The 22866-nt window shown below is 65.0% G+C and carries 22 protein-coding genes; 16 read left to right on the forward strand and 6 right to left on the reverse strand.

Features of this window, described 5'->3' with window-relative positions; genetic code table 11:
• Positions 1-526: 526 nt before the first annotated feature.
• Complete coding sequence (locus tag PRtIB026_RS19615; RefSeq protein WP_203652133.1) at positions 527-871, reverse strand: hypothetical protein; 345 nt, start codon at positions 869-871, stop codon at positions 527-529.
• Between the two features lie 69 nt (positions 872-940).
• Entirely contained in the window at positions 941-1135 is a 195-nt protein-coding gene (locus tag PRtIB026_RS19620) for a DUF1289 domain-containing protein (RefSeq protein ID WP_186734552.1), read from the reverse strand.
• A 156-nt stretch (positions 1136-1291) separates the two neighbouring features.
• On the opposite strand from PRtIB026_RS19620, the gene PRtIB026_RS19625 reads away from it, so the two are divergent.
• The 6 genes from PRtIB026_RS19625 (at position 1292) to nhaA (ending at position 6372) form a co-directional block, all read left to right on the forward strand.
• Positions 1292-1744 carry a thiol-disulfide oxidoreductase DCC family protein gene (locus PRtIB026_RS19625; protein WP_203652132.1) on the forward strand — a complete coding sequence of 151 codons (453 nt, stop codon included), beginning with the start codon at positions 1292-1294 and terminating at the stop codon, positions 1742-1744.
• The gene (locus PRtIB026_RS19630; protein ID WP_203652130.1) at positions 1741-2148 is read left to right on the forward strand and encodes a DoxX-like family protein; all 408 of its coding nucleotides are present in this window, start codon (positions 1741-1743) and stop codon (positions 2146-2148) included. Before PRtIB026_RS19625 ends, PRtIB026_RS19630 begins: the two co-directional genes overlap by 4 nt.
• A gap of 134 nt (positions 2149-2282) precedes the next feature.
• Positions 2283-3038 (forward strand): ABC transporter permease, encoded by a 756-nt coding sequence (locus tag PRtIB026_RS19635; protein WP_203652129.1) that lies wholly within the window; start codon positions 2283-2285, stop codon positions 3036-3038.
• A gap of 2 nt (positions 3039-3040) precedes the next feature.
• The gene (locus tag PRtIB026_RS19640) at positions 3041-3796 is read left to right on the forward strand and encodes an ABC transporter permease (RefSeq protein ID WP_203652128.1); all 756 of its coding nucleotides are present in this window, start codon (positions 3041-3043) and stop codon (positions 3794-3796) included.
• Between the two features lie 11 nt (positions 3797-3807).
• Positions 3808-4593 carry an ABC transporter ATP-binding protein gene (locus PRtIB026_RS19645; protein WP_203652127.1) on the forward strand — a complete coding sequence of 262 codons (786 nt, stop codon included), beginning with the start codon at positions 3808-3810 and terminating at the stop codon, positions 4591-4593.
• Positions 4594-5169: 576 nt separating this feature from the next.
• Entirely contained in the window at positions 5170-6372 is a 1203-nt protein-coding gene (nhaA, locus tag PRtIB026_RS19650; RefSeq protein WP_203652126.1) for a Na+/H+ antiporter NhaA, read from the forward strand.
• 136 nt (positions 6373-6508) lie between these two features.
• Here the strand turns inward: nhaA and PRtIB026_RS19655 are convergent, their stop codons facing one another.
• The 4 genes from PRtIB026_RS19655 to vasI form a co-directional block, all read right to left on the reverse strand.
• Positions 6509-7273, reverse strand: a complete 765-nt coding sequence (locus PRtIB026_RS19655; protein WP_203652125.1) for an SDR family oxidoreductase — start codon at positions 7271-7273, stop codon at positions 6509-6511.
• A 102-nt stretch (positions 7274-7375) separates the two neighbouring features.
• A complete protein-coding gene (tssM, locus tag PRtIB026_RS19660; RefSeq protein ID WP_203652124.1) occupies positions 7376-10966 on the reverse strand; it encodes a type VI secretion system membrane subunit TssM in 3591 nt (1196 codons plus the stop codon).
• A 6-nt stretch (positions 10967-10972) separates the two neighbouring features.
• The gene (tssA, locus tag PRtIB026_RS19665) at positions 10973-12430 is read right to left on the reverse strand and encodes a type VI secretion system protein TssA (RefSeq protein ID WP_203652120.1); all 1458 of its coding nucleotides are present in this window, start codon (positions 12428-12430) and stop codon (positions 10973-10975) included.
• Positions 12418-13038 (reverse strand): type VI secretion system-associated protein VasI, encoded by a 621-nt coding sequence (gene vasI / locus PRtIB026_RS19670; protein WP_234562951.1) that lies wholly within the window; start codon positions 13036-13038, stop codon positions 12418-12420. Before vasI ends, tssA begins: the two co-directional genes overlap by 13 nt.
• A 357-nt stretch (positions 13039-13395) precedes the next feature.
• On the opposite strand from vasI, the gene tssB reads away from it, so the two are divergent.
• The 10 genes from tssB to PRtIB026_RS19720 all read left to right on the forward strand — a co-directional run bounded on the left by tssB (position 13396) and on the right by PRtIB026_RS19720 (position 22807).
• Positions 13396-13899, forward strand: a complete 504-nt coding sequence (gene tssB / locus PRtIB026_RS19675; RefSeq protein ID WP_203652115.1) for a type VI secretion system contractile sheath small subunit — start codon at positions 13396-13398, stop codon at positions 13897-13899.
• Positions 13900-13949: 50 nt separating this feature from the next.
• Entirely contained in the window at positions 13950-15440 is a 1491-nt protein-coding gene (gene tssC, locus PRtIB026_RS19680; protein ID WP_267812751.1) for a type VI secretion system contractile sheath large subunit, read from the forward strand.
• Positions 15437-15835 (forward strand): type VI secretion system baseplate subunit TssE, encoded by a 399-nt coding sequence (gene tssE, locus PRtIB026_RS19685; protein ID WP_203652113.1) that lies wholly within the window; start codon positions 15437-15439, stop codon positions 15833-15835. Before tssC ends, tssE begins: the two co-directional genes overlap by 4 nt.
• 3 nt (positions 15836-15838) lie before the next feature.
• Positions 15839-17605 carry a type VI secretion system baseplate subunit TssF gene (gene tssF, locus PRtIB026_RS19690; RefSeq protein ID WP_203652112.1) on the forward strand — a complete coding sequence of 589 codons (1767 nt, stop codon included), beginning with the start codon at positions 15839-15841 and terminating at the stop codon, positions 17603-17605.
• Positions 17569-18585: a type VI secretion system baseplate subunit TssG gene (tssG, locus tag PRtIB026_RS19695; protein ID WP_203652107.1), complete on the forward strand. Its 1017-nt coding sequence runs from the start codon at positions 17569-17571 to the stop codon at positions 18583-18585. Before tssF ends, tssG begins: the two co-directional genes overlap by 37 nt.
• Positions 18582-19163 carry an FHA domain-containing protein gene (locus tag PRtIB026_RS19700; RefSeq protein WP_203652104.1) on the forward strand — a complete coding sequence of 194 codons (582 nt, stop codon included), beginning with the start codon at positions 18582-18584 and terminating at the stop codon, positions 19161-19163. The genes tssG and PRtIB026_RS19700 overlap by 4 nt, the downstream gene beginning before the upstream one ends.
• Positions 19160-19948: a type VI secretion system lipoprotein TssJ gene (gene tssJ, locus PRtIB026_RS19705; RefSeq protein ID WP_267812754.1), complete on the forward strand. Its 789-nt coding sequence runs from the start codon at positions 19160-19162 to the stop codon at positions 19946-19948. Before PRtIB026_RS19700 ends, tssJ begins: the two co-directional genes overlap by 4 nt.
• A 46-nt stretch (positions 19949-19994) precedes the next feature.
• Positions 19995-21332 carry a type VI secretion system baseplate subunit TssK gene (gene tssK, locus PRtIB026_RS19710; RefSeq protein ID WP_203652093.1) on the forward strand — a complete coding sequence of 446 codons (1338 nt, stop codon included), beginning with the start codon at positions 19995-19997 and terminating at the stop codon, positions 21330-21332.
• 1 nt (position 21333) lies between these two features.
• Positions 21334-22170 (forward strand): type IVB secretion system protein IcmH/DotU, encoded by an 837-nt coding sequence (gene icmH / locus PRtIB026_RS19715; protein WP_203652089.1) that lies wholly within the window; start codon positions 21334-21336, stop codon positions 22168-22170.
• A gap of 121 nt (positions 22171-22291) precedes the next feature.
• Positions 22292-22807: an Hcp family type VI secretion system effector gene (locus PRtIB026_RS19720; protein WP_062574481.1), complete on the forward strand. Its 516-nt coding sequence runs from the start codon at positions 22292-22294 to the stop codon at positions 22805-22807.
• Positions 22808-22866 lie beyond the last annotated feature (59 nt).

Genomic DNA, 22866 nt, shown 5'->3' on the forward strand with positions numbered 1-22866 from the left:
CGCAGGGGTACCAAAAGCGGGCGGGAACGGATAAATGGCGGGCATTATCCGGGATTTTTGCCGGGAAGTGTTGGCTGGCGACGAGTTGGAGGTCGGCCGCTCACCTGCATGCGGTGCCCAGGCCTTTCAAGGTGTCCGACGTTAGCGTTGCAGCGCCTATGAGATCGAGCGCCGCCCGCGCGGCGCATCGCGACGCAAGGCCGCTCCCACATTTGTTGCAACGTGCCGAACCTGTCAGGCCATGGTTGCCCGCCTTGGCGCATGTCTTGAGACAGGTGGAGCGACAGTGGTGCCCACGCTGAAACCGCGTTGTACCAACAAGGCGGACCCGGTAATGGCACAGGATTGACTGGCCTGAAACAGATGTAGGAGCGGCCTTGCGTCGCGATGCGCCGCGCGGGCGGCGCTCGATCTGATAGGCGCTGCAAGGGTTGCGGCGAACACCTGGCAGCCCTCACTCGGTCAATACCCCCAATACCCAAAGGCCATAAAAGGAATGGCCCCAGGCCCGAATCCGCCGCGATGCCTACTCCGCCCTGAAACTCCAGACGATCTCGACCACCCGCGACGCCAGGATCAGGTAGACCAGGCACAGGGTCACCTGCAGTACCGTGTGATAGGGCAACTTCGCCAGGCGGTGCAAGGTATCGCTGACATTCAGCAGAAACAGCAGCGCCGACACCAGGATCAACCCCCAGCCGGTGAAACTGAACACCCACAGCCCCAGCAGGACCTGCTGGTTGCCGTGGATCGCCTCGGTGCCTGCGGCGAACAGCAGCGCGCACACCAGCAGGTTCTTGAAATTGTCGAAGACCTTGGTACTGAGGTCGGCGTCGAGCAGTGCGAGGTACTTTTTCCAGAGTCTGCGCATGGGCGCTCTCCCACGGATACGGTCGTCAGCGCAAGTCTAGGCCAGCCCTCTGAAGGTGTTCAGCGTCTCTCAGATCGATCGCCTGGCGTTTTTCTTGACGATGGCCTTCATCCGCGTCGCGGCCCGCTGCACGGTCGCCATCTTCTCCGGGCGTTTCATGCCCCGCCATTTGCGGATCTCGTCCCGGGTACGGCCGCAGCTCACGCACAACTCGCTGTTGAGCTGGCACAGCGAGACGCAGGGGTTGTCGATGTCTTTGGCCATGGGGCGCTCCAATGTCGGGCGCGCATGATAACGGTTCGGCTATCGCCCTTGAACCGACCCATCCCTGAGGAAGCAGTTTGCGCCCAGCGCCGGTGGCTCGCCATTTCCCACTTAAGCCCTCTAAAATGCCACTTCCAGCCTGAACGGAAGCAAGCCATGCCCGCCTCACTGATACGCCCTTCCGCTGCCCCACTGCTTGCGCCAGGGGAAACCGTGTTGCTGTTCGACGGTGTGTGCAGGCTGTGCAACGGCTGGGCGAGGTTCGTTATCCGCCATGATCGCCACCTGCGTATCCGCCTGGCCACGGTCCAATCAGCGCAAGGCCAGGCCCTGCTGGCCTGGGCAGGCCTGCCGGTGACAGCGTTCGACACCATGGCGGTGATCCGCGATCGACACTACTGGGTACGCTCCGAGGCCTTCTTCGAGGTGGTCCGCCAGCTGCCCGGTGCCTGGCCGCTGCTGCGCGTGCTGCGCCTGTGTCCCCGCAGATTGCGGGACTGGCTGTACGACCGCGTGGCGCTCAACCGCTATCGGCTGTTCGGCCGATACGACCAATGCCTGCTACCCAGCCCGGACCACCAGCGTCGTTTCCTCGAGGAGCAGCCATGAACCGTCTAAACCAGGTCCATTGGCTGGCCCGGGCCAGCCTGGCCTTCGTGTTCGCCTACCATGGGCTGGTGCCCAAGCTGATCATTCTCAGCCCCGGTGAACAGGTGCTGCTGCAAGCTCACGGGCTGGCACACGCCACCTGGTTGTCACAGGCCGCCGGCGTGGCCGAACTGGCGCTCGCCGCCCTGCTGCTGGTGCAACGGCTGGCCTGGCCGTTACTGGTCGGCGCAGCGGTACTGCTGGGCCTGCTGGTGGATGTGGCGGTGATGCAACCCTCGATGCTGGTGGATGCCTTCAACCCGGTTTCGCTGAATGTGGCGGGGATGGCGCTGTGTGCCGTGGCCTGGCTTTCCCGCCAGGACGCTGCAAGACAGTCCCCCACGAATGTTCCGGGCCATTGCTGACCGATTGCTGCCACAGCAACACCCCACTGCTGCGCCACCAGCAGCCCCGCTCGCAGCCCCTGTAAAACCGTAGCCTGGTCCCTGGCACGGCGATTGCGATACCTCGGTATCACCCGCCGTGCACAAGGTTCGCCATGTCCCCATTCAAAGCCCTCACCTGGCTGGTCTCGCCCCTGGCCCTGCTCGCCCTGTGGGCCGTGATCGCCGACGCCGGACTGTTCCCGGCCAACCTGCTGGTGCCGCCCCTGGAGGTCTGGCGCAGCTTCGCCGACCTGCTGGCCACCGGCGAATTGCAGGAACACCTGGCCGGCAGCCTGTCGCGCCTGTCGCTGGGCTTCGCTGCCGGCGCGCTGGCCGGCCTTGCGTTCGGCACGGCCATGGCCCTGTCGAGCACGGTCGAGGCCTATTGCGCACCGCTGTTCCATACCCTGCGACAGATCCCCAGCATCGCCCTGATCCCGATGCTGGTGTTGCTGCTGGGCATCGACGAGACCTTCAAGGTGGTGATCGTCGCCAAGACTGCGTTCTTCCCGGTGGCCCTGGCCACGGTCGAGGGCATCCGCGCCATCCCCCGCAGCCACTTCGAAGTGGCCGCCGTGTACCGCCTGCGCTGGCCGACCCTGGTCGCACGCATCGCCCTGCCCGCCGCGGTGCCGGCCATCGTCACCGGCGTGCGCGTGGCCCTGACCCGCGCCTGGGTAGTGCTGGTGGCCTGCGAGTTGCTGGCGGCCGACAGCGGCCTGGGGCAGATGATCGAGATGGGCCGGCAGATGCTGCGCATCGATGTGGTGATGGTGGGCGTGGCGATCACCGGGGTGATCGGCTTCGCCCTGGACTTCTCGCTGCGCCGTGTCGAACGGCGCCTGTCCGGCTGGCAAGCCGGGAGGTAATGATGAATCTGCGCAACCTGCGTGGCCTGCTGCTGCCACTGCTGCTGATCGGCGCCTGGGAACTGGCCTCGCGCCAGGACGCCGCCGGCGCCTACGCCTTCGTGCCATTGGCGACCATCGGCCAGGCCCTGGTGGAACTGCTGGGCAACGGCGAGCTGCTGGTCAACCTGCTGGCCAGCCTGGCCCGCACCAGCGCCGGCCTCGCCCTGGGCATCGTCGGTGGCGTCGCTCTGGGCGCGCTCATGGCCCTGTCGCCCCTGGCCAACCGCCTGGTGGCACCGTTGTTCCACGCCCTGCGCCAGGTGCCGATGCTCGGCTGGATCCCGCTGATCGCCCTGTGGCTGGGCAACGGCGAAGCGTCGAAGCTGCTGATCGTCAGCCTGGCGGCACTGTACCCGATGGTGCTCAACACCTTCGAGGGCCTGCGCCAGGTCGATGTGCGCCATCGCGAAGTCGGCCAGGTGCTGGCGCTCGGGCACTGGCAGCAATTGCGCCTGGTGCTGCTGCCCGCCGCCCTGCCGAGCATCGTCACCGGTGTGCTGCAGGCCCTGGCCTTCGCCTGGGTCACGGCGGTCGGCAGCGAGCTGTTCCTCGCCTCCGGCGCCGGCCTGGGCAACCTGATGATGAACGCCGAGGCCGGCGCACGCATGGAGATCATCGTGATCTGCGTGCTGTGCATCGGCCTGTGCGGCTACCTGATGACCTGGCTGTCCACCCTGCTCGCCCGCCGCTTGCTGCGCTGGCGCCCCACCCGTTGAAAGGCCCGACCATGACCGCCATCGCCCAATCCCTTCCCGCCCACGTGCAGACCGGCGCGCTGAGCATCCGCAACCTGAGCAAGACTTACCCGCTCAAGGGCCGGCCCGTGCCGGTGCTGCAAGGCATCGACCTGGACATTCGCCCCGGCGAGTTCGTCAGCATCCTCGGCGCCAGCGGCTGCGGCAAGTCCACCCTGCTGCGCCTGATCGTCGGCCTGGACCCGGACTACCAGGGGCAGATCCTGCTCGACGGCCAGCCGCTCAACGGCCCGGGCCTGGAGCGCGGCATCGTGTTCCAGGACCACCGCCTGTTCCCCTGGATGACGTTGCAGCAGAACATCGCCCTGGCCTTGAAGAACCATGACCTGGGCACGGCGCAGAAGCAGCGCCTGGTCGATGAGCACATCGCCCTGGTCGGCCTGCGAGGCTACGAGCAGGCCTATCCGCACCAGCTCTCCGGCGGCATGGCCCAGCGCGGCGCGATCGCCCGGGCGCTGGTGAACAAGCCCAAGGTGCTGCTGCTCGACGAGCCCTTCGGCGCCCTCGATGCCCTGACCCGCGTGCGCCTGCAGCAGGAGCTGCAGCGCATCTGGGTGCAGGAGCGCTGCACGGTGATCATGGTCACCCACGATATCGAGGAGGCCTTGTACCTGGGCGACCGGGTGATCGTGATGGAGGCCAATCCGGGGCGCATCGGCGAGCAGGTGCAACTGGAGCTGGCACATCCGCGACAACGCGATACGGCGCTGTTGTTCCAGCACAAGCAGCGCCTGTTGGCGCAACTGGTCGGGCATTGACCTGTCCGGCGTGGGCATGGCCGGCTCGGTCATCAGCAGCTAACCGAGCATGTGGGCCAGCACCGTGGCCATCGCGCCACCGATGGCGAAACCGCCGACGTTAGACCGGGTGGGGGTCTCCAGGTGTTCGCCGCAACCCTTGCAGCGCCTATGAGATCGAGCGCCGCCCGCGCGGCGCTCGATCTCAAGAACGCTGCAACTCTGTCGTCGAACACGCTGCCACGAAGCGATACCTTCGCTTGGCAACATTTCGATGCAAAAATGCAACACACACCTGCGCCCGTACCGTTAGAATGGCCGCCTGGCGTGTGCTGCGTGCGCCCGGGAGCCTTCCCGAATACGGAGAACATTCATTTGTTTTCCGTGAGATTTGTCCATGTTGCACGCATGCCTCCATTCCCCATGGCCCTTCCTGCCCCGTGTCTTCACGGCGTGGGTTGTTGCGCCGCATTCCCCATCCTTCTTCTCGCCCTTCGCCGCAGTGGCCCGTCTTGTCCGGAGCCAGCGTCCCGCCGTGCCCGTTGCCCGCCGCGCCACTGCCACCGCGAGGGTGATGCCATGAACGAGGAGCGTTACATGACCGCACCCCTTCCACCCGTCAAGCCGCGCTCGATGCTGCGGCACCTGCTGGCCACCGAGGCGGCCGGCGGCGTCTTGCTGATGTTCACCGCCGCGCTGGCCATCGTCATCGCCAACAGCCCCTGGGCCAGTGCCTACCAGCACCTGCTGCACCTGCCCGTCGGCCCGGTGCTGACCGACAAGCTCGGCCCGATGACCGTGCACATGTGGATCAACGATGGCCTGATGGCGATCTTCTTCCTGCTGGTGGGCCTGGAGATCAAGCGCGAGCTGGTCGACGGTCGCCTGGCCAGTTGGGAGCAGCGTCGCCTGCCGGCCCTGCCGGCACTGATGGGCATGGCCGTGCCGGCGCTCATCTACCTGGCGGTGTCCCGTGGCGAGCCGGGCCTGGCCGACGGCTGGGCGATCCCGGCCGCCACCGACATCGCCTTCGCCGTCGGCGCCCTGGCCCTGCTCGGCCGGCACGCGCCGCTGTCGCTCAAGGTGATGCTGGTGTCGGTGGCGATCATCGACGACATGGGCGCGGTGGCGATCATCGCCGTGTTCTACACCTCGTCGCTGAACCTGCTGGCCCTGGCCGGCGCCGCCGGCATCGTCGCCGTCCTGCTGGCGTGCAATCGCCTGCGTGTGGTCAGCCTGTGGCCCTACCTGATCGGCGTGGCCGCGCTGTGGTACGTGACCCTGCTGTCGGGCGTGCACGCCACCATCGCCGGCGTGGTCGGTGCCCTGCTGATCCCCTACAGCACCGGCGACAGCGAGGCCCGCGAAGCCAGCCCGCTGCTCAAGCTGGAACATGGCCTGGCGCCCTGGGTAGGCTTCCTCATCGTGCCGGCCTTCGGCTTCGCCAACGCCGGCGTCTCGTTCGGCGACCTGGGCCTGAGCGACATCTTCGCCCCGCTGCCACTGGCCATTGCCCTGGGCCTGCTGCTGGGCAAGCAGCTCGGCGTGTTCGGCGGCGTGCTGCTGGCGGTCAAGACCGGCCTGGCCAGCAAGCCCCATGGCGCCAGCTGGCTGCAGATCTACGGCGTGGCAATGCTGTGCGGCATCGGCTTCACCATGAGCCTGTTCATCGGCGAGCTGGCCTTCCCCGGCCAGACCGAGAAGATCGACGCGGCCAAGATCGGCATCCTGCTGGGCTCGCTGCTGTCGGCGGTGATCGCCTGCCTGATCCTGCGCTTCGCGCCCAAACCGGCTGATTGATACAAGCGCTCGGGGCTGCCTGGCAGCCCCGTTCAATCTACTGGTAACTGAACTTGCGTGTAGTAACTGGACCCGCGTGGGAGCGGGCTTGCCCCGCGATCGTTTCCACAGCGCCACGCGGAACCTGCAGCCCACCTCACCCCCGCACCACCGACACCCCGCCATCCACCACCATGGCCGTCCCGGTCATGAAACTCGATGCCTGCGACGCCAAAAACAACGCCGCCTCGGCGATCTCCTGCGGCCGGGCCAGGCGCTTGAGGGCATGCAGCCCTTCGACATGGGCCCGGGCCTCGGGGCTGTTCATCGCACTACGGCCCATAGGCGTATCGGTACCGCCGGGCAGCAGCGCGTTGGCGCGTATGCCACGGCTGCCCTGCTCCGCCGCAATGACCTGGACCAGGCCGACCAGCCCGGCCTTGCTCGCCGCATAGGCGGCCATGCCCGGCATGCCCACGCTGTGGCCGACAAAGGTCGAGGTGAAAATCAGCGAGCCGCCGCCACGGGCCAGCAACGCCGGAATCTGTGCCTGGGCGCAGAGGAAGGCGCTGGTGAGATTGGTGTGCAGGGTGTGTTGCCAGCCCTCCAGGGACAATTCGGGAACGGCAGCCAGTTCACCGAGGGTACCGGCATTGTTGAAGGCAATGTCCAGGCCACCGAAGCGCGCCACCGCCACGTCCACCAGTTCCCTGACCAATGCCGTATCGGTGATGTCGCCGGCCACGGCAACGGCCTGGCCTTGCCCTGCCGCCGCGATGTCCGCCGTCAACTGCTCAAGCTCGACCTCGCGCCGAGCCGTGAGCACAAGGTTGGCGCCGTGCCGGGCGAACAATGTCGCCGCAGCTCGGCCGATACCGGAGCTGGCGCCGGTGATGATTGCCACTTTGCCTGCCAGTTGCATGATAAGTACCTCGTCCTGAAGTTGGGTGCAGGGTGCGCGGGGTACTATCGGGTGGCGTGGTGCCGGGAAGCTCTCCGTTTCTTGTGCACTATCAACCTTGGCTCATATGGCCTGCGGTGCATCTGCGATAGGTTGCTGCAGCAAGGTACGCGGCAACTTGAAGCCCTTGAACGGCTGCTGGGTGATCGGGTTGAAGGCTTTCTCCGAACTGAGCCGATAGCGCATCACACCGTCACCGGTCTTGAAGCTCAGGTCCACCGCGGTGGCGCTGCGGCCATTCAGGGCGCCACGGCTGAGCAGGCGGAACATCGACCAGGGGCCCCGGTATTCCAGGCTGCTGCTGTTGCCATTGAGCCTAAGCAGGGTGAGGTTGCTGCGTACCTGCTGGCCAAGCGTGTTGGGCCAGATCACACCGGTGATCTGGCTGGGGCCGTGGGTGTAGGAGACCAGTTGACCATCGAGGTCCAGCAAGCTGGTGCGCTGATTGGCGCTGAGCCCCAGGGGCTCGATGCTGAACTGCACGCCGAGGTTGCCGCGCGGGTCAAAGAACGTTTCGCGAATACGGTCTGCCAGGGCGAGTTGCTCGATGACTTCGTTGCGAATCAGGTAGCCATCCTGGTTCTCGGCGTACAGCGCGTCGAGGTTGTCCTTGATGAATGCGTTCAGGTACCGCTCCTGGAACTGCTGCAGGCGCCCCTTGGGCCCGAAGAACGCCTCGAAATCATCGAGGGCAGCATCAGCCCCCCCGACCACAAAGGGATATCGTCCTGCCAAGCGCTGCTGGAAGAAGCTGTAGACGTCGGCATCCCAGCGCCGCTCGAGCTCACGCAGCGCCTCGACGACCAGCACTTGCGCCGTCTGGTCCGCGACGGCCCTCACCTGCTGTCCGACCGGCTCGGGCAGCCCTGTCGCAACCCGCTGCAAGGTGGCAATCGGGTCCGCGCCACTCATCGAAAAACGCTGTAGCACCGCCTGCAGAGCGGCCTTGCCCCTGTCGGGGCTGTCCTGTACCCCTCTCGCCTGATCGTGGACGGCGGCAATCGCGCTCAAGGTTTCATCGTAATAGCTGGGCCTGTCGCCTTTGGCCTGCAGCATGTCGTTCAAGCCCGAGAAGGCCCGGCGAATACCGACCAGATGCTGGTCGACAGCCGGCCCCGCCAGATTCGGGGCCTCTGCGTTGTCCGCCGGCGTGGACATCGCCGTATTGGCGCGCACGCTCTCCAGCAGTCGACGCAAGGGCTCTGCCGGACCCGTCAATTGCCCCAGTACCGATACCCCATGCTCCAGGTCGCGGAAATGGGCAATCGCCAGTGCGTTCAGGGCTCGCCGCCAGCTGTCGATATAGTCCGCGCTGTAGAGATTGCGGATCCCCTCGATCAGTACTTCGCGATCAGCCGGTGAATAATCCAGTTGGCGGCGCTCACCCAGCGCCCACTGATCGACCATTGCCAGGTCGGTGACCTGCGCGCTACGGGGCATGAAGTACTCGCTGAAGCCCTTGGCCGTCAGCATGGGCGCCAGGAGCAGGTCAACGGGCACCTGGGCGTCGCCGGACCGGAGCTGGAACACCGAATCGAAGGCAGGCCCGACCTCATGACGCAGGTCCAGGCCATAGTGCAACTGCTCCTGGGCCTGCTGCTTCAGGCTGACATACACCCGCTGCGCCAGTGGCACCTCACGCAGGCCTTGCTGGGCCTGGCCAAGCCGCTGGCGGAACTGTGGCAGCTCGGTATCGGCATAGGCCAGGGCGTATTGCAGGTGACGCATCAGGGCCTGCTGCAGTTGCCCCTGGCCAGGGAAGGCCGCCTGCCATTGCCGGGCCATCCACTGCTCGACCCATTGCGGCCGCCGGTTGTGGCGGTCCTCGATCATCCGGTACACCCTGAGCGCGGCCATCTGCTGCTCGCTGCCCGCAGGCGCGGCATCCATGGCGTCGATCACCCCGCTGGCGACGGCCGGCAGGAAGCGCCTGGACAACAGGTTAAGGTAGGCCTCATCGACCCGCGGCCCCAGCAGGCGCCCCTGGTAGAGCCCCAGGTCCGCCACCACCGGCCAGGCTGATCGATAGTCGCCGAACACGGACACTGCCTCGCGAATCTGCTCCAGTGGCGCCAGCAGGTTGCGTCCAGTGGGGTCCAGCCGCTGATCCAGTTCATGGCTGCCGAATGCTCGACTCATGTCCAGGACCCTGGCCACCTTGTCGCTGTTGACCTCGAAGTAACGCTGCCAGGCGCTGCCCATGACGACCAGCGCCAATACCCCGACCCCCGAGCCGACCCACAGCAGGCGGCGCTTGCCTAGCGCCACCCTGATGTTGTCGCCGGCCAGCCCGGCCTCCGGATACACCACCTGCTGGAACAGGCGTTGGGCAAAATACGCCTGTTGCCGACCCTGGGGCTTGCCCTCGCTGACCGGCGCATCGGCCTTGAAGGGATGAGCCACATTGCGCTGGAAGGCGTTGAGCACCTGGCCCTGCTGAAGCATCGAGGACAGATACAGGCCCCGCACCAGTGCAGGCGTGGTGAAGCGATCACTCACCAGCATCTCGCGCAGGAACGCCAGCAGTATCGGACGCAGGCCAAGCAGTTGGCCCTGCAATGACACCAGCCGTTCACGCAGGTCGGTCTTGCCCAGCACGCCCAGGTCGTTGAGCACCTGCTCCTCGGTCCGCCTCACCAACCAGTCGTATTGCTCGGTCAGTTCATCCAGCCAGGCATCGAACGCGCTGACGGCATCCAGCCTGAAGGTGAACCCGAGCAACCGCTCTCGCTCAGCTTGCGTCAGGCGCGCAAACAACTGCTCGAACCCATCCAGCAAATCGAACTTGCTCAGCACGACATACACAGGCAAACGCGCGCCCAACTGGTTGCTCACTTCATGCAGGCGAGCCCGCAACACCTGCGCCAAGGCCATGCGCTGCTGCGGCGTGGCCAGCTGCAAGGCGGCAAGATCGACGACCAGCACGACGCCATTGAGGGCGTTACGGCTGCGCGTGCGGGCCAGCCAACCCAGCAGGTGTATCCATAACCGGGCCTGGGTTCCAGCCGGCAGTACCGGCCTGGCCTTGTCGAGCGTGTCGGGCAGGTTGCCATCCGGGGCCTGCCGGGTCATGAGCGCCCCCGGCGGATCGATGACCACCGCATCGTCGCTGATCCACCAGTCCACGGGATAGGCCAACGCCTCGTCCTGGCGCCCGTGCGCCTGGACCTTGCCGATCCGCGTCAGGGAAAAGCGCTGGTCCGAGCGCTCCATCAGGCTGGTCTTGCCCGCGCCCTCGTCGCCCAGCAGCAGATACCAGGGCAACCGATACAACGCACCATACCCGCCGGCATGCTCCAGGTAGCTTGCCAGCCCCGCATCGAGGGCGCGCTGCTGAGACCGGAGCACAGGCAATATCGGGTCGGCGCTCGCCTCGATATCCCGCTGGCGTTCGGCCTGCAGCCGTTGAAAGCGCGCACGCAGCACGAACAGCCAGATCAGCAACGGCAACAACACCAGCAGCAGTGTGGCGACGCTGCGATGCGTCAGGCTGGCCAACGGCTGCTGTCCGTGCCACTGCCATTGCGGCCCGAGCCACCAGATCAGCACCAGCAGCAACACCGCTCCGAGGCCCAGCAACAGCGGCATGGCCAGATTGATTCGGGACGCCAGCGGCAGGCCCCAACGTTTGAAAAGCGCCCAGAGTTTGCTCATGGCGGTTCAAGACTCCCTGTTCTGATCGTTCAATCCTGATGTCGCGGCGAACTGCTGCAGCTGCTGGTAGACCTCGGGCTCCCACGCCTCGGCAGTCATGCCACGCATGGTGCGGGCGACATTCGCGCACAGCTCCTGGGCGAGCCAGGACACGCCCCGTGAGGCCAGCAGATCGGCGGCGATCACCGTGCTGTGGCAACGCTCGCGTGGTGATCGGTAGTCCGCTTGCAGCCCTTGCAGCTTCAACAGCACTGGTTCCACGCCCTCGACCTCGAGCTGGCTGGCCAGCTCCTCGCGCAGGCCGATGAACGCCTGGGTGGCGCCATCCCCTGCCAGCGTTGCCTGACTGCCCCTGAGCCAGGCCAGACACTGGTCATCGACAAACGCGGTGCCATCGCTGAAGCACAATTGCTCAAGCGCCGGCAGGCGCCGTACGAACCTGGCAGTGGCACAGCGAATGGCCTCGGCGACTTCGTTCATTGCCAGGCGCGTGGCGATGCCCGCCGCCAGATAGCTGCCGCGAATCCAGTAAGGGGCGGCCGCGACACTTCGCTCGACTTTCATCAACAGGGTCGGGTCGAGCGCCGAAGCAGACAGCGCGTCCTCGTACCCGCCGACAATGTCGGCAGGCACCGCCATCAACTCGGTGCGAAGCCCCTGACGCGTGGAGGGCAGTGTCTGGATATGCGCCCACAGGCCGAAGCGCCTCAGCTGGTAGCCCGTCGGATCGTAGATATCCTGCTGGTTGATGAACTCGGCCATACCCAGTACCGCACGGCGAGTCTCACGTTCATTCCCCAGGGAAATACTGGTGCTGGCAGGTCGAAACACATCGGTCAGCGGTGCGACAGGCGTCTGCGGTGGTGAAGATTCCTTGCGATTGGTTTGCGCCGTCCCCATCGCCTGCTCGGCCTGCTTGAGCAGTGCACGCTCCAGTTCGCCCAGCGCGGCAGGATCGAGCTGCGCCAGGGGCGCCTGCTGTTGCAGGCAGGCCAATGCCTGCTGGGCAGCCTGCTTGCAGGCCGGGGTGTAACTGAAGCGATCCAGCCCGGGCAGCGCCGCCGACAGGCGCCCGAGCAGCAGCTCGACCAGCTTGCGCTTGCCCAGGAAGCCCTTGGGGCCTGGCTTGGGATGGGCGCTTTCCCAATAGTGCTCGACCATGCCTGCCAGCAACGTCAGCGTGCAACACCAGCGCTCCCAGCATCCCGTGCGCAGCCAGGCGACACTGAGGTGCCCGACGATACGCAAGTGCTTGCACTGGCCGCTCAGGTAGTGACGGGAGGCTTCCTCGATGTAGGGCCAATCGATGGCGGCTTCATGCAGCCCTCCCAGCTTGACCATCTCCTGATCGATCGCCTGGTAGGTTTCGTCCTCGATATCGAAATAACCCGCTGGCGCGAGCGGGTCGACGGGCGCCAGCAACCTGGCGACCTCCTCGGTCGACACCGGCGCTACCAGCGACATGCTGTGCGCGCCTGGTCAATCAACGGGTCCAACCCCTGCGCATCGAAACGCAAGCCATCGAGGGCCGGATGATCACTGACCACAAGGATGCGCTGGGCCCCCTGCAGTACCTTGATCTGCTCGATGGCGGGCAAACCGCGACCGGCATCCAGCACCTGGCCGTTTTCCAGCACCTGCCAGGCAAGCGAGCGGGTCGACCGGTGCTCCGTGCGCAGTTGCAGGGTCACCCGGTTGCCCTGGACGGGTTCGGCGGTGAGCAACTGCAGCCTGGAGATGTTCTGTACACAGCTGACGGCAAGATAGGGGCGCGGCTCGGAGGTCGCGATAGCCGGTGCGGAGATCACCACCTGCCGCCGCCCTGTCCGCTTGTCGTCCTCGGCCCCCAGGATGAATGCCAGATTGTCGGGCGCCCGTCGGGCCTCGTTGGCCATGACCCGAGCCACGCTCGGGGCATCGAGCTCCGGGGCCGACCATCCCCTGCCGATCGTCGGTACGCGCGCCGGCGTCCCCGCCGCCTCATCGAAACACGCCAGGCGCTCGACATTGGAAACAATCCCCGTGCAGTCCCGCACAGGGGCTGCAAAGGTCGGTTCCAGCAGCGCGAACAATGCCAGACCAAGCACGCAACTATATGGATTGCACACCAGAATTAGACCTCACGGCTCGATGCAACTTCTTATTGGGAACATGCAAAGCAATAGAAAAAAGACAATTAGCCATCGCTAAAAAACAGACTTGACGCAAGCCTAGAACAACCTCACCACCACAAACAATCAAATATTTTCTTACATTTTTAGACTCGACTTTGATTACTTCATTTCAGCATCGTCTAAGGGCAATTTACAGCACCAAAACATTAACGTGTATATAAAAACAAATATGTAGGACCCCTCCTACAAAATTCTAAAAAACTTCCCACAAGCACAACACCCCACAAACTTCAGCATCAGGAATAAACTTACATCATGTCCAGAAACTCAAGTTCCGTTGCGCCCAAAGAGCGCATCAACATCAAGTATGTACCCGCCACGGGGGATCAACAGGCCGAGGTTGAACTGCCGCACAAGATGCTGGTGCTGGGTGACTTCGGCCTGGTCGACAACCGCAACCTGGAGGACCGCCAACCCATGCGCATCGACAAGCACAGCTTCGACAGCGTGCTCAAGGACGCCGACGTCAAGCTGAGCCTCTCGGTCCCTTCGGCACTCAACCCTGTCGCCGACGCCGAGCTGGCGGTCGAGCTGCAGTTCAGGACGATCAACGACTTCGGCCCCGACCAGATCGCTCGCCAGGTGCCGGAGCTGAACAAGCTGCTGGCGCTGCGCGAGGCCCTGGTCGCCCTGAAAGGCCCGCTGGGCAATGTCCCGGCATTTCGCCGGCACCTGCAGCACCTGCTGACGGACCAGCAGGCACGCAAGCAACTCGCGCAGGAGCTGGACCTGGTACTCGAAGCCCCGCCAGCGGAATGAAAACGCACTTCTGACAGATGGCATATGACATAGACAACGGAGCGTCTCGGATGTCCACCACAAACAACACGACAATCACTGCCGATACCACGGCTGAAACCATCGGTAACTCGACACTGCTCGACCAGATCATGGTCGAAACCATGCTGGTACCCAGCCAGGAGGGATACCAGATCGCCAGGCAAGGCGTGGCTGCATTCATATCGGAAATGCTCAAGGACGATACCCCGGACCAGTTGGTCAACAAGCACCGGGTCGACCAGATGATTGCCGAAGTCGACCGACTTCTCGGCAAACAAATGGATGCCATTCTTCATCAATCCGAGTTCCAGGCGCTGGAGTCCGCATGGCGCGGGCTGAAACTTCTGGTCGACCGTACCGACTTTCGCGAGAACATCAAGCTGGAAGTCCTGCATGTCAGCAAAAGCGACTTGCTCGATGACTTCGACAATGCCGCGGACATCACTTGCAGCGGGCTTTACAAACATGTCTACACCGCAGGTTACGGACAGTTTGGCGGTGAACCCGTGGCGGCCATGATCGGCAACTACAACTTCGGCCCCTCCTCGCCTGACATCAAGCTGCTGAGCTATGTCGCCTCCGTGGGCGCCATGTCGCATGCCCCCTTCATCACCGCCCCCGCTCCCGAGTTTTTCAACCTGAGCAGCTTCGAGGACCTGCCCGACCTCAAGGAGGTCAAGGACATCTTCGAAGGACCACGCTTCGCCAAGTGGCGGTCGTTGCGCGACAGTGAAGATGCCCGCCATATCGGCCTGGTGCTGCCGCGCTTCATGCTGCGCTCGGTCTATGACCGCCAGGAACACCCCATCAGCAGCTTCAGCTACGACGAAAACATCGACGCTCGACACCAGAACTACCTGTGGGGCAACGCCGCCTTCCTGATGGCCAGCTGCATCAACGACAGCTTTGCCCGTTATCGCTGGTGCCCGAACATCATCGGCCCACAATCCGGTGGCGCCGTCGACGACCTGCCGGTGCACCTGTACGAGGCCCTCGGACAGTTGCAGGCAAAGATCCCGACCGAGGTGCTGGTCTCCGATCGCAAGGAGTTCGAGCTGGCCGAAGAGGGCTTCATCGCCCTGACCATGCGCAAGGACAGCGACAACGCCGCGTTCTTCTCGGCCAACTCGGTGCAGAAACCCAAGCAGTTCCCCAAGACATCCGAAGGCTTGCAGGCACAGACCAACTACAAGCTCGGCACCCAGTTGCCCTACCTGTTCATCGTCAACCGGCTCGCGCACTACATCAAGGTGCTGCAACGCGAGCAGATCGGCAGCTGGAAGGAGCGCAACGACCTCGAAGGCGAGCTCAGCCGCTGGCTCAAGCAGTACATCGCCGACCAGGAAAACCCCTCGGCCGACATCCGCAGTCGCCGCCCCCTGCGTGCCGCGCAGATCGAAGTCACCGATGTCGCGGGCGATCCGGGTTGGTACCAGGTCTCGCTCGCGGTGCGCCCGCACTTCAAGTACATGGGGGCGAACTTCGAGATCTCCCTGGTCGGCCGGCTCGACACCCAATGAGCAGCCTCTTCGACCGCCTGGCCAGCGACGCTCCCGCTGGCCGCCGAGAAAGCACCGGGCGCACCGTCGAGCGGATCAAACGCCACCTCGAGACGCTGCTCAACGCCCGTCGGGGCTGCTCGCAGAGCTGCCCCGACCTCGGCTTGCGCGACTTCAACGGCCATGACCAGGGCAACGGCGACCTGCTGCGCCAGGTGAGCTCGGACATCCAGCGCACGATCCGGCGCTACGAGCCGAGGATCCAGGTGCTGAACCTGCAGGGGCAGCCAGACACGGACAACCCACTGGAACTGCACTTTCGCCTGGATTGCCAGGTGCGGGTGGAAAACCACGCCGAACAGCTGCAGATCGAACTGCTGGTCAACGGCCACAACCGCAACACCCAGGTGAGGTAGGCCATGTCGTTGAAGGACCGCTTCGGCGAAGAACTGCGCTACCTGCGCGAACTGGGGGAGGACTTTGCGCGGGACAATCCCCAGCTCAGCCGCTATCTGGGCAAGGACAGTGGCGATCCCGGTGTCGAGCGCCTGCTCGAAGGCCTCGCTTTCCTAACCGCCAAGCTGCGCCTGAAACTCGAGGACGAGGTGCCGGAACTGACCCATGGCATGCTGCAACTGCTCTGGCCGAATTACCTGCGCCCCCTGCCCAGCGCGACGATCATTCAGTTCTCGCCCCTGGACGCTTCGCTCAGCCAGGCCCAGATCGTTCCCAGAGGCTCACGCCTGTTTTCCCGGCCGGTCGATGGCGTGGATTGCGAGTTCCGCACCTGCACCGAGGTGAAGCTCTATCCCTTCACGCTCGGTGAGGTGAGCGCGACCCTGACGCCCGACAGCTCGGTCATTCACCTCCAGCTCGAGACCCAGGTGCAACGCCCGCTGAACACCCTGGGCTGCGACAGCCTGGAGTTCCACCTCGGTGGCGAGCGCAGCAACGCCCAGACCCTTTACCTGTGGCTGGCGCAATACCTCGAGCACATCAGCGTGACCATCGACGGCCAGGTGCGTCGCCTGCCGGCCAACCACCTGAGCTTCTCCGGTTTCAGCCCCGACGAGGCATTGCTTCCCTACCCGCGCAATGTGTTCGATGGCTACCGGATCCTCCAGGAATACCTGGTCTTCCCGCAACGCTTCCACTTCTTCAACCTGACCGGCCTGGGCAGGGTCTGGCCAGCGCACGCCAGCTCCACGATCCGCATCGAGTTCCACCTCGCGCGCCCACTGCCCGGCTCGACGCGGGTCGGCCCCGATGACTTCAGGCTGTTCTGCGCCCCTGCCATAAATCTGTTCGAGCACGGAGCCGAGCCCATCGACCTGTCCGGAACGGCTGACCAGCATCGCCTGGTACCCCATGGCCTGCGCCGCGACAGCCATGAGATCTTCAGCGTCGACCGGGTGATCAGCACCCGCACCAGCGCCGATGGCAGCCCTGGCGAGCAACTGCGGGTATTCCAGCCTTTCGAGTCGTTCGCCCACGAGATCGAGCATGTGCAGGGACGCACCGCGCTGTACTACCGCTGCCGGGTCGAGCAATCGCTGCTCGGTGACGGGCTGGATCACCAGATCGCCTTCGTACGGGGCGACGAAAGCCAGTTCATCGGTCACATGGAAACCGCCTCGATCGAGCTGACCTGCACCAATCGGGACCTGCCGATGGCGCTGGGCCTGGGCGATATCGATGTCATCAACCAGGCCACCGCGCCGTTGATCCGCTACCGCAACATCTGCCTGCCAACCCGCCCGTACCGTCCGGTGCTGGATGGCCAGTTGCAGTGGACACTCATCTCCAACCTCTCGCTCAACTACCTGTCGCTGCTCTCGGCCGCCCCGCTCAAGGCGGTGATCGGCGCCTACGATTTCGCCGCCCTGCACGACATCCAGCAGGCCAGGGCCACACGCAAACGCCTGGACGGCATCGGCGAGGCGCACACCGAACCACTGGACTGGTTGATCAAGGGTCTGCCCATTCGCGGCCTGCGTACCCGCCTGCGGCTCGACCAGCAGGCTTTTCTCTGCGAAGGCGACCTGTACCTGTTCGGCTGTGTGCTGTCCCACTTCTTCGCCCTCTACGCGAGCACCAACTCCTTCCACCAGCTGGAAGTGATCAATACCACCAACAACGAGCACTACACATGGCCACTGCTGACCGGCAGACAACCGCTGATCTAGCCGAAACGCTGCTCGCCGAGGCCCACCGGCACAGCTTCTTCCAACTGCTGGAGCGGCTGCATGGCTTGCACGGTGACAACCTCGAGCCGCGCTGGCCAGATACCGCCACACGCCAGCGCGTGCACCTTGCCAGCGACCCGCGGCTGAGCTTTCCGGTGGCCGACGTGCTGGCCGCCGAGCGGATCGCCGAGGCGCCGTCGCGCTATCGCGTGCGCACCACCTTCATGGGGCTGCACGGCACCGACTCGCCCCTGCCCAGCTACTACCTCGACGAACTGGCCTACGAATACGCCCAGGGCATCGGCGTGCGCCCCGCGCTGTTCGATTTCTTCAACCACTGCCTGCTCAGCCTGCTGCACCGCATCTGGCGCAAATACCGCTACTACGTGCGTTTCCAGACCGGGGCAAGCGATGACTTCTCGCGCTACGCCTTCGCCCTGATCGGCCTCGGCGACGAACGCCTGCGTGGCGACACGCCGCTGCCCTGGAGCCGTCTGCTGAGTTTCGTCGGCGTCATTGCCAGCCGCAGCCGGGCACCCGGTGTGGTCGCCGGGATCATTGCCCACTGCTTCGATCTGCCGTCGGTGCAGATCCGCGAGTTCGAGACCCGCACGGTGACCATCTCACACCGCCAGGTGGTGCGCCTGGGCCGCTGCAACGGGCAACTGGGCGAGAGCTTCGTGCTCGGCGACCGCACGCGAACCCGCAGCAGCAAGTTCACCTTGCTGATCGGCGACCTCGACCTGGCACGCCTGCGCAGCCTGCTGCCCGGCGGCGTCGACTTCGAGCGACTGCGTGCACTGATCGACTTCCTGCTCCGCGACGGCCTGGCCTATGACCTCGAGCTGCGCCTGAAACCCCGTGAACTGCCGCCGTTCCGCCTGCACCGCGAGCAGGGTGCGCACCTGGGCTGGACCAGCTTCATCGAAGACCGCAAAGGTGAAGTCAGCCCGGTCGTGCGGATACGGGGGCGCGCATGACCCGGCTCGCCCTCAGCATCGACAATCTCGATCGCCTGCACCACGGCGTCGTCGCGTGCCATCTGTTCGACCGCGACGGCGGCATCATCGGCAGCCGCAAAGCCGACTGGTTGCTGCTGGATCGCCAGCGGCGGATTCACCCCGCTCATTGTGCGATCCGCTGGCTGGAAGGCAGCTTCTGCGTGATCGACCTCTGCGGCCAGACCCTGCTCAACGACAGCCCGCTGCCTCCCGGCCCAGGCAAGCCGGTGCGCGTGGGCGAAGGCGACTGCCTGCAGGTCGGCCCCTATCAACTGCACGCCCGCTATCAAGCCGGGCCAAGTGATCAAAGCTTCATCCGCGGCGACCTGGATGACCTGCTCAAGCCTGGCCGGCAGGCGCTCGAAGCTCTGCTGGACAGCTCGTTGGCCAGCCCCTGGCATCCCGCGCCCCGTACAGCGAGTCTCCCGGTCGATATCTGCACGCTGTTCGATCGACTTCAGGCCCCGGATCCCCTGGCCGCACTGACTGCTCCGCAGCAACCGGCCCAGCCTGGGGTAAGCGCCCTGCAGCGACTCATCGCCGGAGGGAAGCCATGACGTCTCATCCACTGAGGGTAGCCACGCTTCTGCTTGCCCTCGGGTCGGCCACAGGCTGCACGGCCCTCGGCAAGATCGGCCAGGTGGTGATGGACCCTTCCATCCCAGTGGGCGCGCTGTCGGACCAGCCCACCGAGGTCGCCTTCAGCCTGCACGCCAGCCCAACCATCAACACCAACCCCCACAGCCTCGATGCGAAGGTACCCGGTGAAGCGCTGGAGCCCACGCCTTATGCGGTCAGCCTCCGTGCAGGCGATCCGCTGGCGTTGACTGAGCAGGTCGCCGGTCTGCTGGAGCATCTTCAAGCGCTGTTTCCAGCCATGTCCCCCGTGGAGCCGAACGACCAACAGGCACCGGCCCATTCCCCCACGGAGCATGAAGGCCCAGGCAGCTATGACGCCAAGGACGTCCGGTTCGACGTGGCCGCCCCCAGCCAGAAAGCGACGCCTTCGATCGCCACGCCCGTCGCGATCAAGATCCTGCAACTGCGTGACGACTCGCTGCTGCGCAACAGCCTGTATGCGCAACTCGACCAGGACCTCGCCAAGGCCCTGCGCAGCACCTACATCCGCGACGACGACTACCTGCTGGCACCGGGGCAGTTCAAGTTCGTGCGCTTCGAGCCCATCGACGCCGACACGCGCTTCATCGCCGTGATCGCCAAGTTCAACGACATCACCAACGCCGACTGGCGACAGGTGATACGCATCGCGCCACGCGGCCGCCAGGTCGTGCTCGCCGTGACCCTCGATGGCACGCAGATCCTGCTGCAGGAGGAAAGCTGATGCCCCGCCTGCAGGTCTCCACCCTCCACCTTTATTTGGAGCGCCCATGAGCTCACGCAATCCAGTTCTCTGGCCCGAAGGCATGTTCGTCAAGCCACAGCATTTCCAGCAACAGGCCAGGTCCAGCGACGCCGCGGTCCAGCAGCGCGTCAGCAGCCTGAATGCGGCGTTCTACGGTTTCAGCGAACTGCAGCTGAACCAGGAGTACCTGAGCCTTGGCAAGGTGGCCATCACCCGGGCCCGCGGCATCATGCCGGACGGCACGGTATTCGACATTCCCGGCGACCTGCCGCCGCCGCCCGCCCTGGAAATCACCGACGACGGCACGCAACGCAACGAGGTGTTCCTGTGCCTGCCATTGCGCACCGAAGGGGGACGCGAAGTCAGCTGGCCCGAGAGCAGCGGCAACTACCGCTACAGCGCCCAGCCCCTGGAGATCAAGGACACCCACAGCGCCGACGGCGACCTGGTGCAGGTAGACCTGGCGGTCCCCAACCTTCAACTCATGCGCGAGACCGAGGACAACAGCGCCTACTCCCGACTGCCCCTTGCCTGGATCCTCGAGCGCCGGCCCGACGGCAGCCTGCTGCTGGACGACGACTTCTACCCCACCTGTGTCTCGATTCAGGCGGCCCCGGCACTCAAGCGCTTTCTCGACGAAGTCAGCAACACCTTGCGCGAGCGCGCGCGCAACCTCGCGGCGCGTATCGGCTCGCCCGGCCAGTCGGGGGTGGCCGATATCCGCGACTTCAATCTGCTGCAAGCCATGAACCGTTGGTGGCCGTGCTTCCAGCACCTGGCCCGTCAGCCCCATACCCACCCTGAGCAGCTGTACCTGAGCCTGAGCCAGGCGTGCGGCGAGCTGTTGACCTTCACCGACGACGAGCGCCTGCCGCCGGAGCCGCCAGCCTACCGGCACAACGCCCTGCGCCAGTCGTTCAAGCCGCTGGAGGATGCACTGCGCCGTACCCTGAGCATCGTCCGCCAACCGCGGGCCGTTTCCCTGCCATTGGTGGCGCAGCCGTTCGGCGTGCTGACCGTGACCCTGGACGATCGCCGCCTGATCGACGAGGCAACGTTCATCCTCGCGGTGCATGCCGACCTGCCCGCCGAGACGTTCCAGCAGTCGTTCCTGCAGAAAACCAAGATCACCTCCCTCGAGGCACTGGCTGACCTGGTGCCACTGCAACTGCCCGGCATTGCGCTGCGACCGATGCCCGTGGCGCCGCGGGAGCTGCCGTTCCATGCCGGCTTCAGCTACTTCGAGCTCGACCGGCGCAGCCCGAACTGGGCCGCGATGAAGGACAGCAACGGCTTTGGCCTGCATGTCGCGGGGGAGTTCCCGGGGCTCCAATTGCAGTTCTGGGCGATACGGAGCGAATGAAATGACCGAAGTAGCCAACAATCGCCCCACTGAGCCGGGCGCCAGCCTACTGAGCGCGCTCGCCGGCGAGAGCCAGACACAGCAGTCCGTGCCGGCCCCTACCAGCGCGATGGACCACCCAGACTACGTACCTGACCCGGACTTCCAGCTCCGTGGAGCCTTCAGCAACCAGATGATCGATGCGGCGATGCCCCTGTTCGGCCTGGTGATGCGTCTGCGCAAGCAGGAAAGCCACCGGGATATCCCGTTCCTCTACAACGCCGTCTACAACCAGGTCAACGCCATCGTCGAGGAGATGCGCCGGTACGACTACGAACCGGCCCAGCTGCAGGCCCACTCCTACGCGCTGTGCCTGTATATCGACGAGGCCGTGATGTCCACGCCATGGGGCAAGAGCTCGCTGTGGAGCCAGAAGCCCCTGCTCAGCGTCTTCCACCACGAGACCTGGGGCGGCGAGAAGATCTTCACCGTGCTGTCGCGCATGATGCAGGAGCCCAAGCGCTACCAGGACGTCCTGGAGTTCATCTACCTGTGCCTGTGCCTGGGCCTGCGCGGCAAGTACGGCATCGACCCCAAGGGCGACGAGTCGCTGCAGGCCCTCATTCTCAAACTGCGCGAAATCATCCTCGAACTGCGCGGCCCGCCCCCGGACCTGTTCGGCGACCCGCTGGCCAACGTCGCCCCGCGAGACGTGCGCCTGCGCCGCGAATGGCCCTGGTGGAGCCCGCTGGTGGTTTCGGCGATCGCCCTGGCCGGGCTGTACGGCTACTACCGCTACCGCCTGGACCTGCTCACCCGCGAGGCGATCGAGGCGCTGAACACCCTACTGCAGCCGTGAACGGCGCGCCCGAAGCAACGGATTTTCGGGGCCTGCGCCCCGTTGACAAGCCCATCGAGCCCGATGGCCACGCCACTTCCCGTGTGCGTGCTTACCCACATGGATGCAGGAGATATCTGCCATGCCAACACCCGCTTACATCAAGATCGAAGGCAAGACCCAAGGCCTGCTCACCGCAGGCGCCTTCACCTCCGACTCCGTCGGCAACGTGTTTGTCGAAGGCCATGAAGACGAGATCCTGGTGCAGGAAATCAAGCACAAGGTGACCGTGCCCACCGACCCGCAAAGCGGCCAGCCGACCGGGCAGCGGGTACACAAGCCGTTCATCTTCACCAGTGCGCTGAACAAGGCGACCCCGCTGATGTACAACGCCCTGGCGTCCGGTGAAATGCTGCCGAAGGTCACGGTCAACTGGTACCGCACCTCGGTGGAGGGCAAGCAGGAGCACTTCTTCACCACCGAGCTCACCGACGCCACCATCGTCGACATCAACACCGTCATGCCCCATGCCCAGGACAAGGAGAACGCCGACTTCACGCAGTTGATCGAGGTGTCCCTGGCCTACCGCAAGATCACCTGGGATCACACCGTCGCGGGCACCGCGGGCTCCGACGACTGGCGCGCGCCCGTCGTCTGACCCGACCGCAGGGTTCCGGGCAGGCGCGCCTGCCCGGGCTTCAGCCACCGTCAAAAGGC

It is taken from the genome of Pseudomonas sp. RtIB026 (assembly GCF_016861355.2).
In the GTDB taxonomy this organism is placed as follows: Bacteria; Pseudomonadota; Gammaproteobacteria; order Pseudomonadales; family Pseudomonadaceae; genus Aquipseudomonas; species Aquipseudomonas peradeniyensis.

What these genes read in the sequence shown, in the direction of transcription:
- PRtIB026_RS19615 (WP_203652133.1), bottom strand. Translation starts at nt 871, where the DNA reads ATGCGCAGACTCTGGAAAAAGTACCTCGCACTGCTCGACGCCGACCTC.
- PRtIB026_RS19620 (WP_186734552.1), bottom strand. Translation starts at nt 1,135, where the DNA reads ATGGCCAAAGACATCGACAACCCCTGCGTCTCGCTGTGCCAGCTCAAC.
- PRtIB026_RS19625 (WP_203652132.1), top strand. Translation starts at nt 1,292, where the DNA reads ATGCCCGCCTCACTGATACGCCCTTCCGCTGCCCCACTGCTTGCGCCA.
- PRtIB026_RS19630 (WP_203652130.1), top strand. Translation starts at nt 1,741, where the DNA reads ATGAACCGTCTAAACCAGGTCCATTGGCTGGCCCGGGCCAGCCTGGCC.
- PRtIB026_RS19635 (WP_203652129.1), top strand. Translation starts at nt 2,283, where the DNA reads ATGTCCCCATTCAAAGCCCTCACCTGGCTGGTCTCGCCCCTGGCCCTG.
- PRtIB026_RS19640 (WP_203652128.1), top strand. Translation starts at nt 3,041, where the DNA reads ATGAATCTGCGCAACCTGCGTGGCCTGCTGCTGCCACTGCTGCTGATC.
- PRtIB026_RS19645 (WP_203652127.1), top strand. Translation starts at nt 3,808, where the DNA reads ATGACCGCCATCGCCCAATCCCTTCCCGCCCACGTGCAGACCGGCGCG.
- nhaA (WP_203652126.1), top strand. Translation starts at nt 5,170, where the DNA reads ATGACCGCACCCCTTCCACCCGTCAAGCCGCGCTCGATGCTGCGGCAC.
- PRtIB026_RS19655 (WP_203652125.1), bottom strand. Translation starts at nt 7,273, where the DNA reads ATGCAACTGGCAGGCAAAGTGGCAATCATCACCGGCGCCAGCTCCGGT.
- tssM (WP_203652124.1), bottom strand. Translation starts at nt 10,966, where the DNA reads ATGAGCAAACTCTGGGCGCTTTTCAAACGTTGGGGCCTGCCGCTGGCG.
- tssA (WP_203652120.1), bottom strand. Translation starts at nt 12,430, where the DNA reads ATGTCGCTGGTAGCGCCGGTGTCGACCGAGGAGGTCGCCAGGTTGCTG.
- tssB (WP_203652115.1), top strand. Translation starts at nt 13,396, where the DNA reads ATGTCCAGAAACTCAAGTTCCGTTGCGCCCAAAGAGCGCATCAACATC.
- tssC (WP_267812751.1), top strand. Translation starts at nt 13,950, where the DNA reads ATGTCCACCACAAACAACACGACAATCACTGCCGATACCACGGCTGAA.
- tssE (WP_203652113.1), top strand. Translation starts at nt 15,437, where the DNA reads ATGAGCAGCCTCTTCGACCGCCTGGCCAGCGACGCTCCCGCTGGCCGC.
- tssF (WP_203652112.1), top strand. Translation starts at nt 15,839, where the DNA reads ATGTCGTTGAAGGACCGCTTCGGCGAAGAACTGCGCTACCTGCGCGAA.
- tssG (WP_203652107.1), top strand. Translation starts at nt 17,569, where the DNA reads ATGGCCACTGCTGACCGGCAGACAACCGCTGATCTAGCCGAAACGCTG.
- PRtIB026_RS19700 (WP_203652104.1), top strand. Translation starts at nt 18,582, where the DNA reads ATGACCCGGCTCGCCCTCAGCATCGACAATCTCGATCGCCTGCACCAC.
- tssJ (WP_267812754.1), top strand. Translation starts at nt 19,160, where the DNA reads ATGACGTCTCATCCACTGAGGGTAGCCACGCTTCTGCTTGCCCTCGGG.
- tssK (WP_203652093.1), top strand. Translation starts at nt 19,995, where the DNA reads ATGAGCTCACGCAATCCAGTTCTCTGGCCCGAAGGCATGTTCGTCAAG.
- icmH (WP_203652089.1), top strand. Translation starts at nt 21,334, where the DNA reads ATGACCGAAGTAGCCAACAATCGCCCCACTGAGCCGGGCGCCAGCCTA.
- PRtIB026_RS19720 (WP_062574481.1), top strand. Translation starts at nt 22,292, where the DNA reads ATGCCAACACCCGCTTACATCAAGATCGAAGGCAAGACCCAAGGCCTG.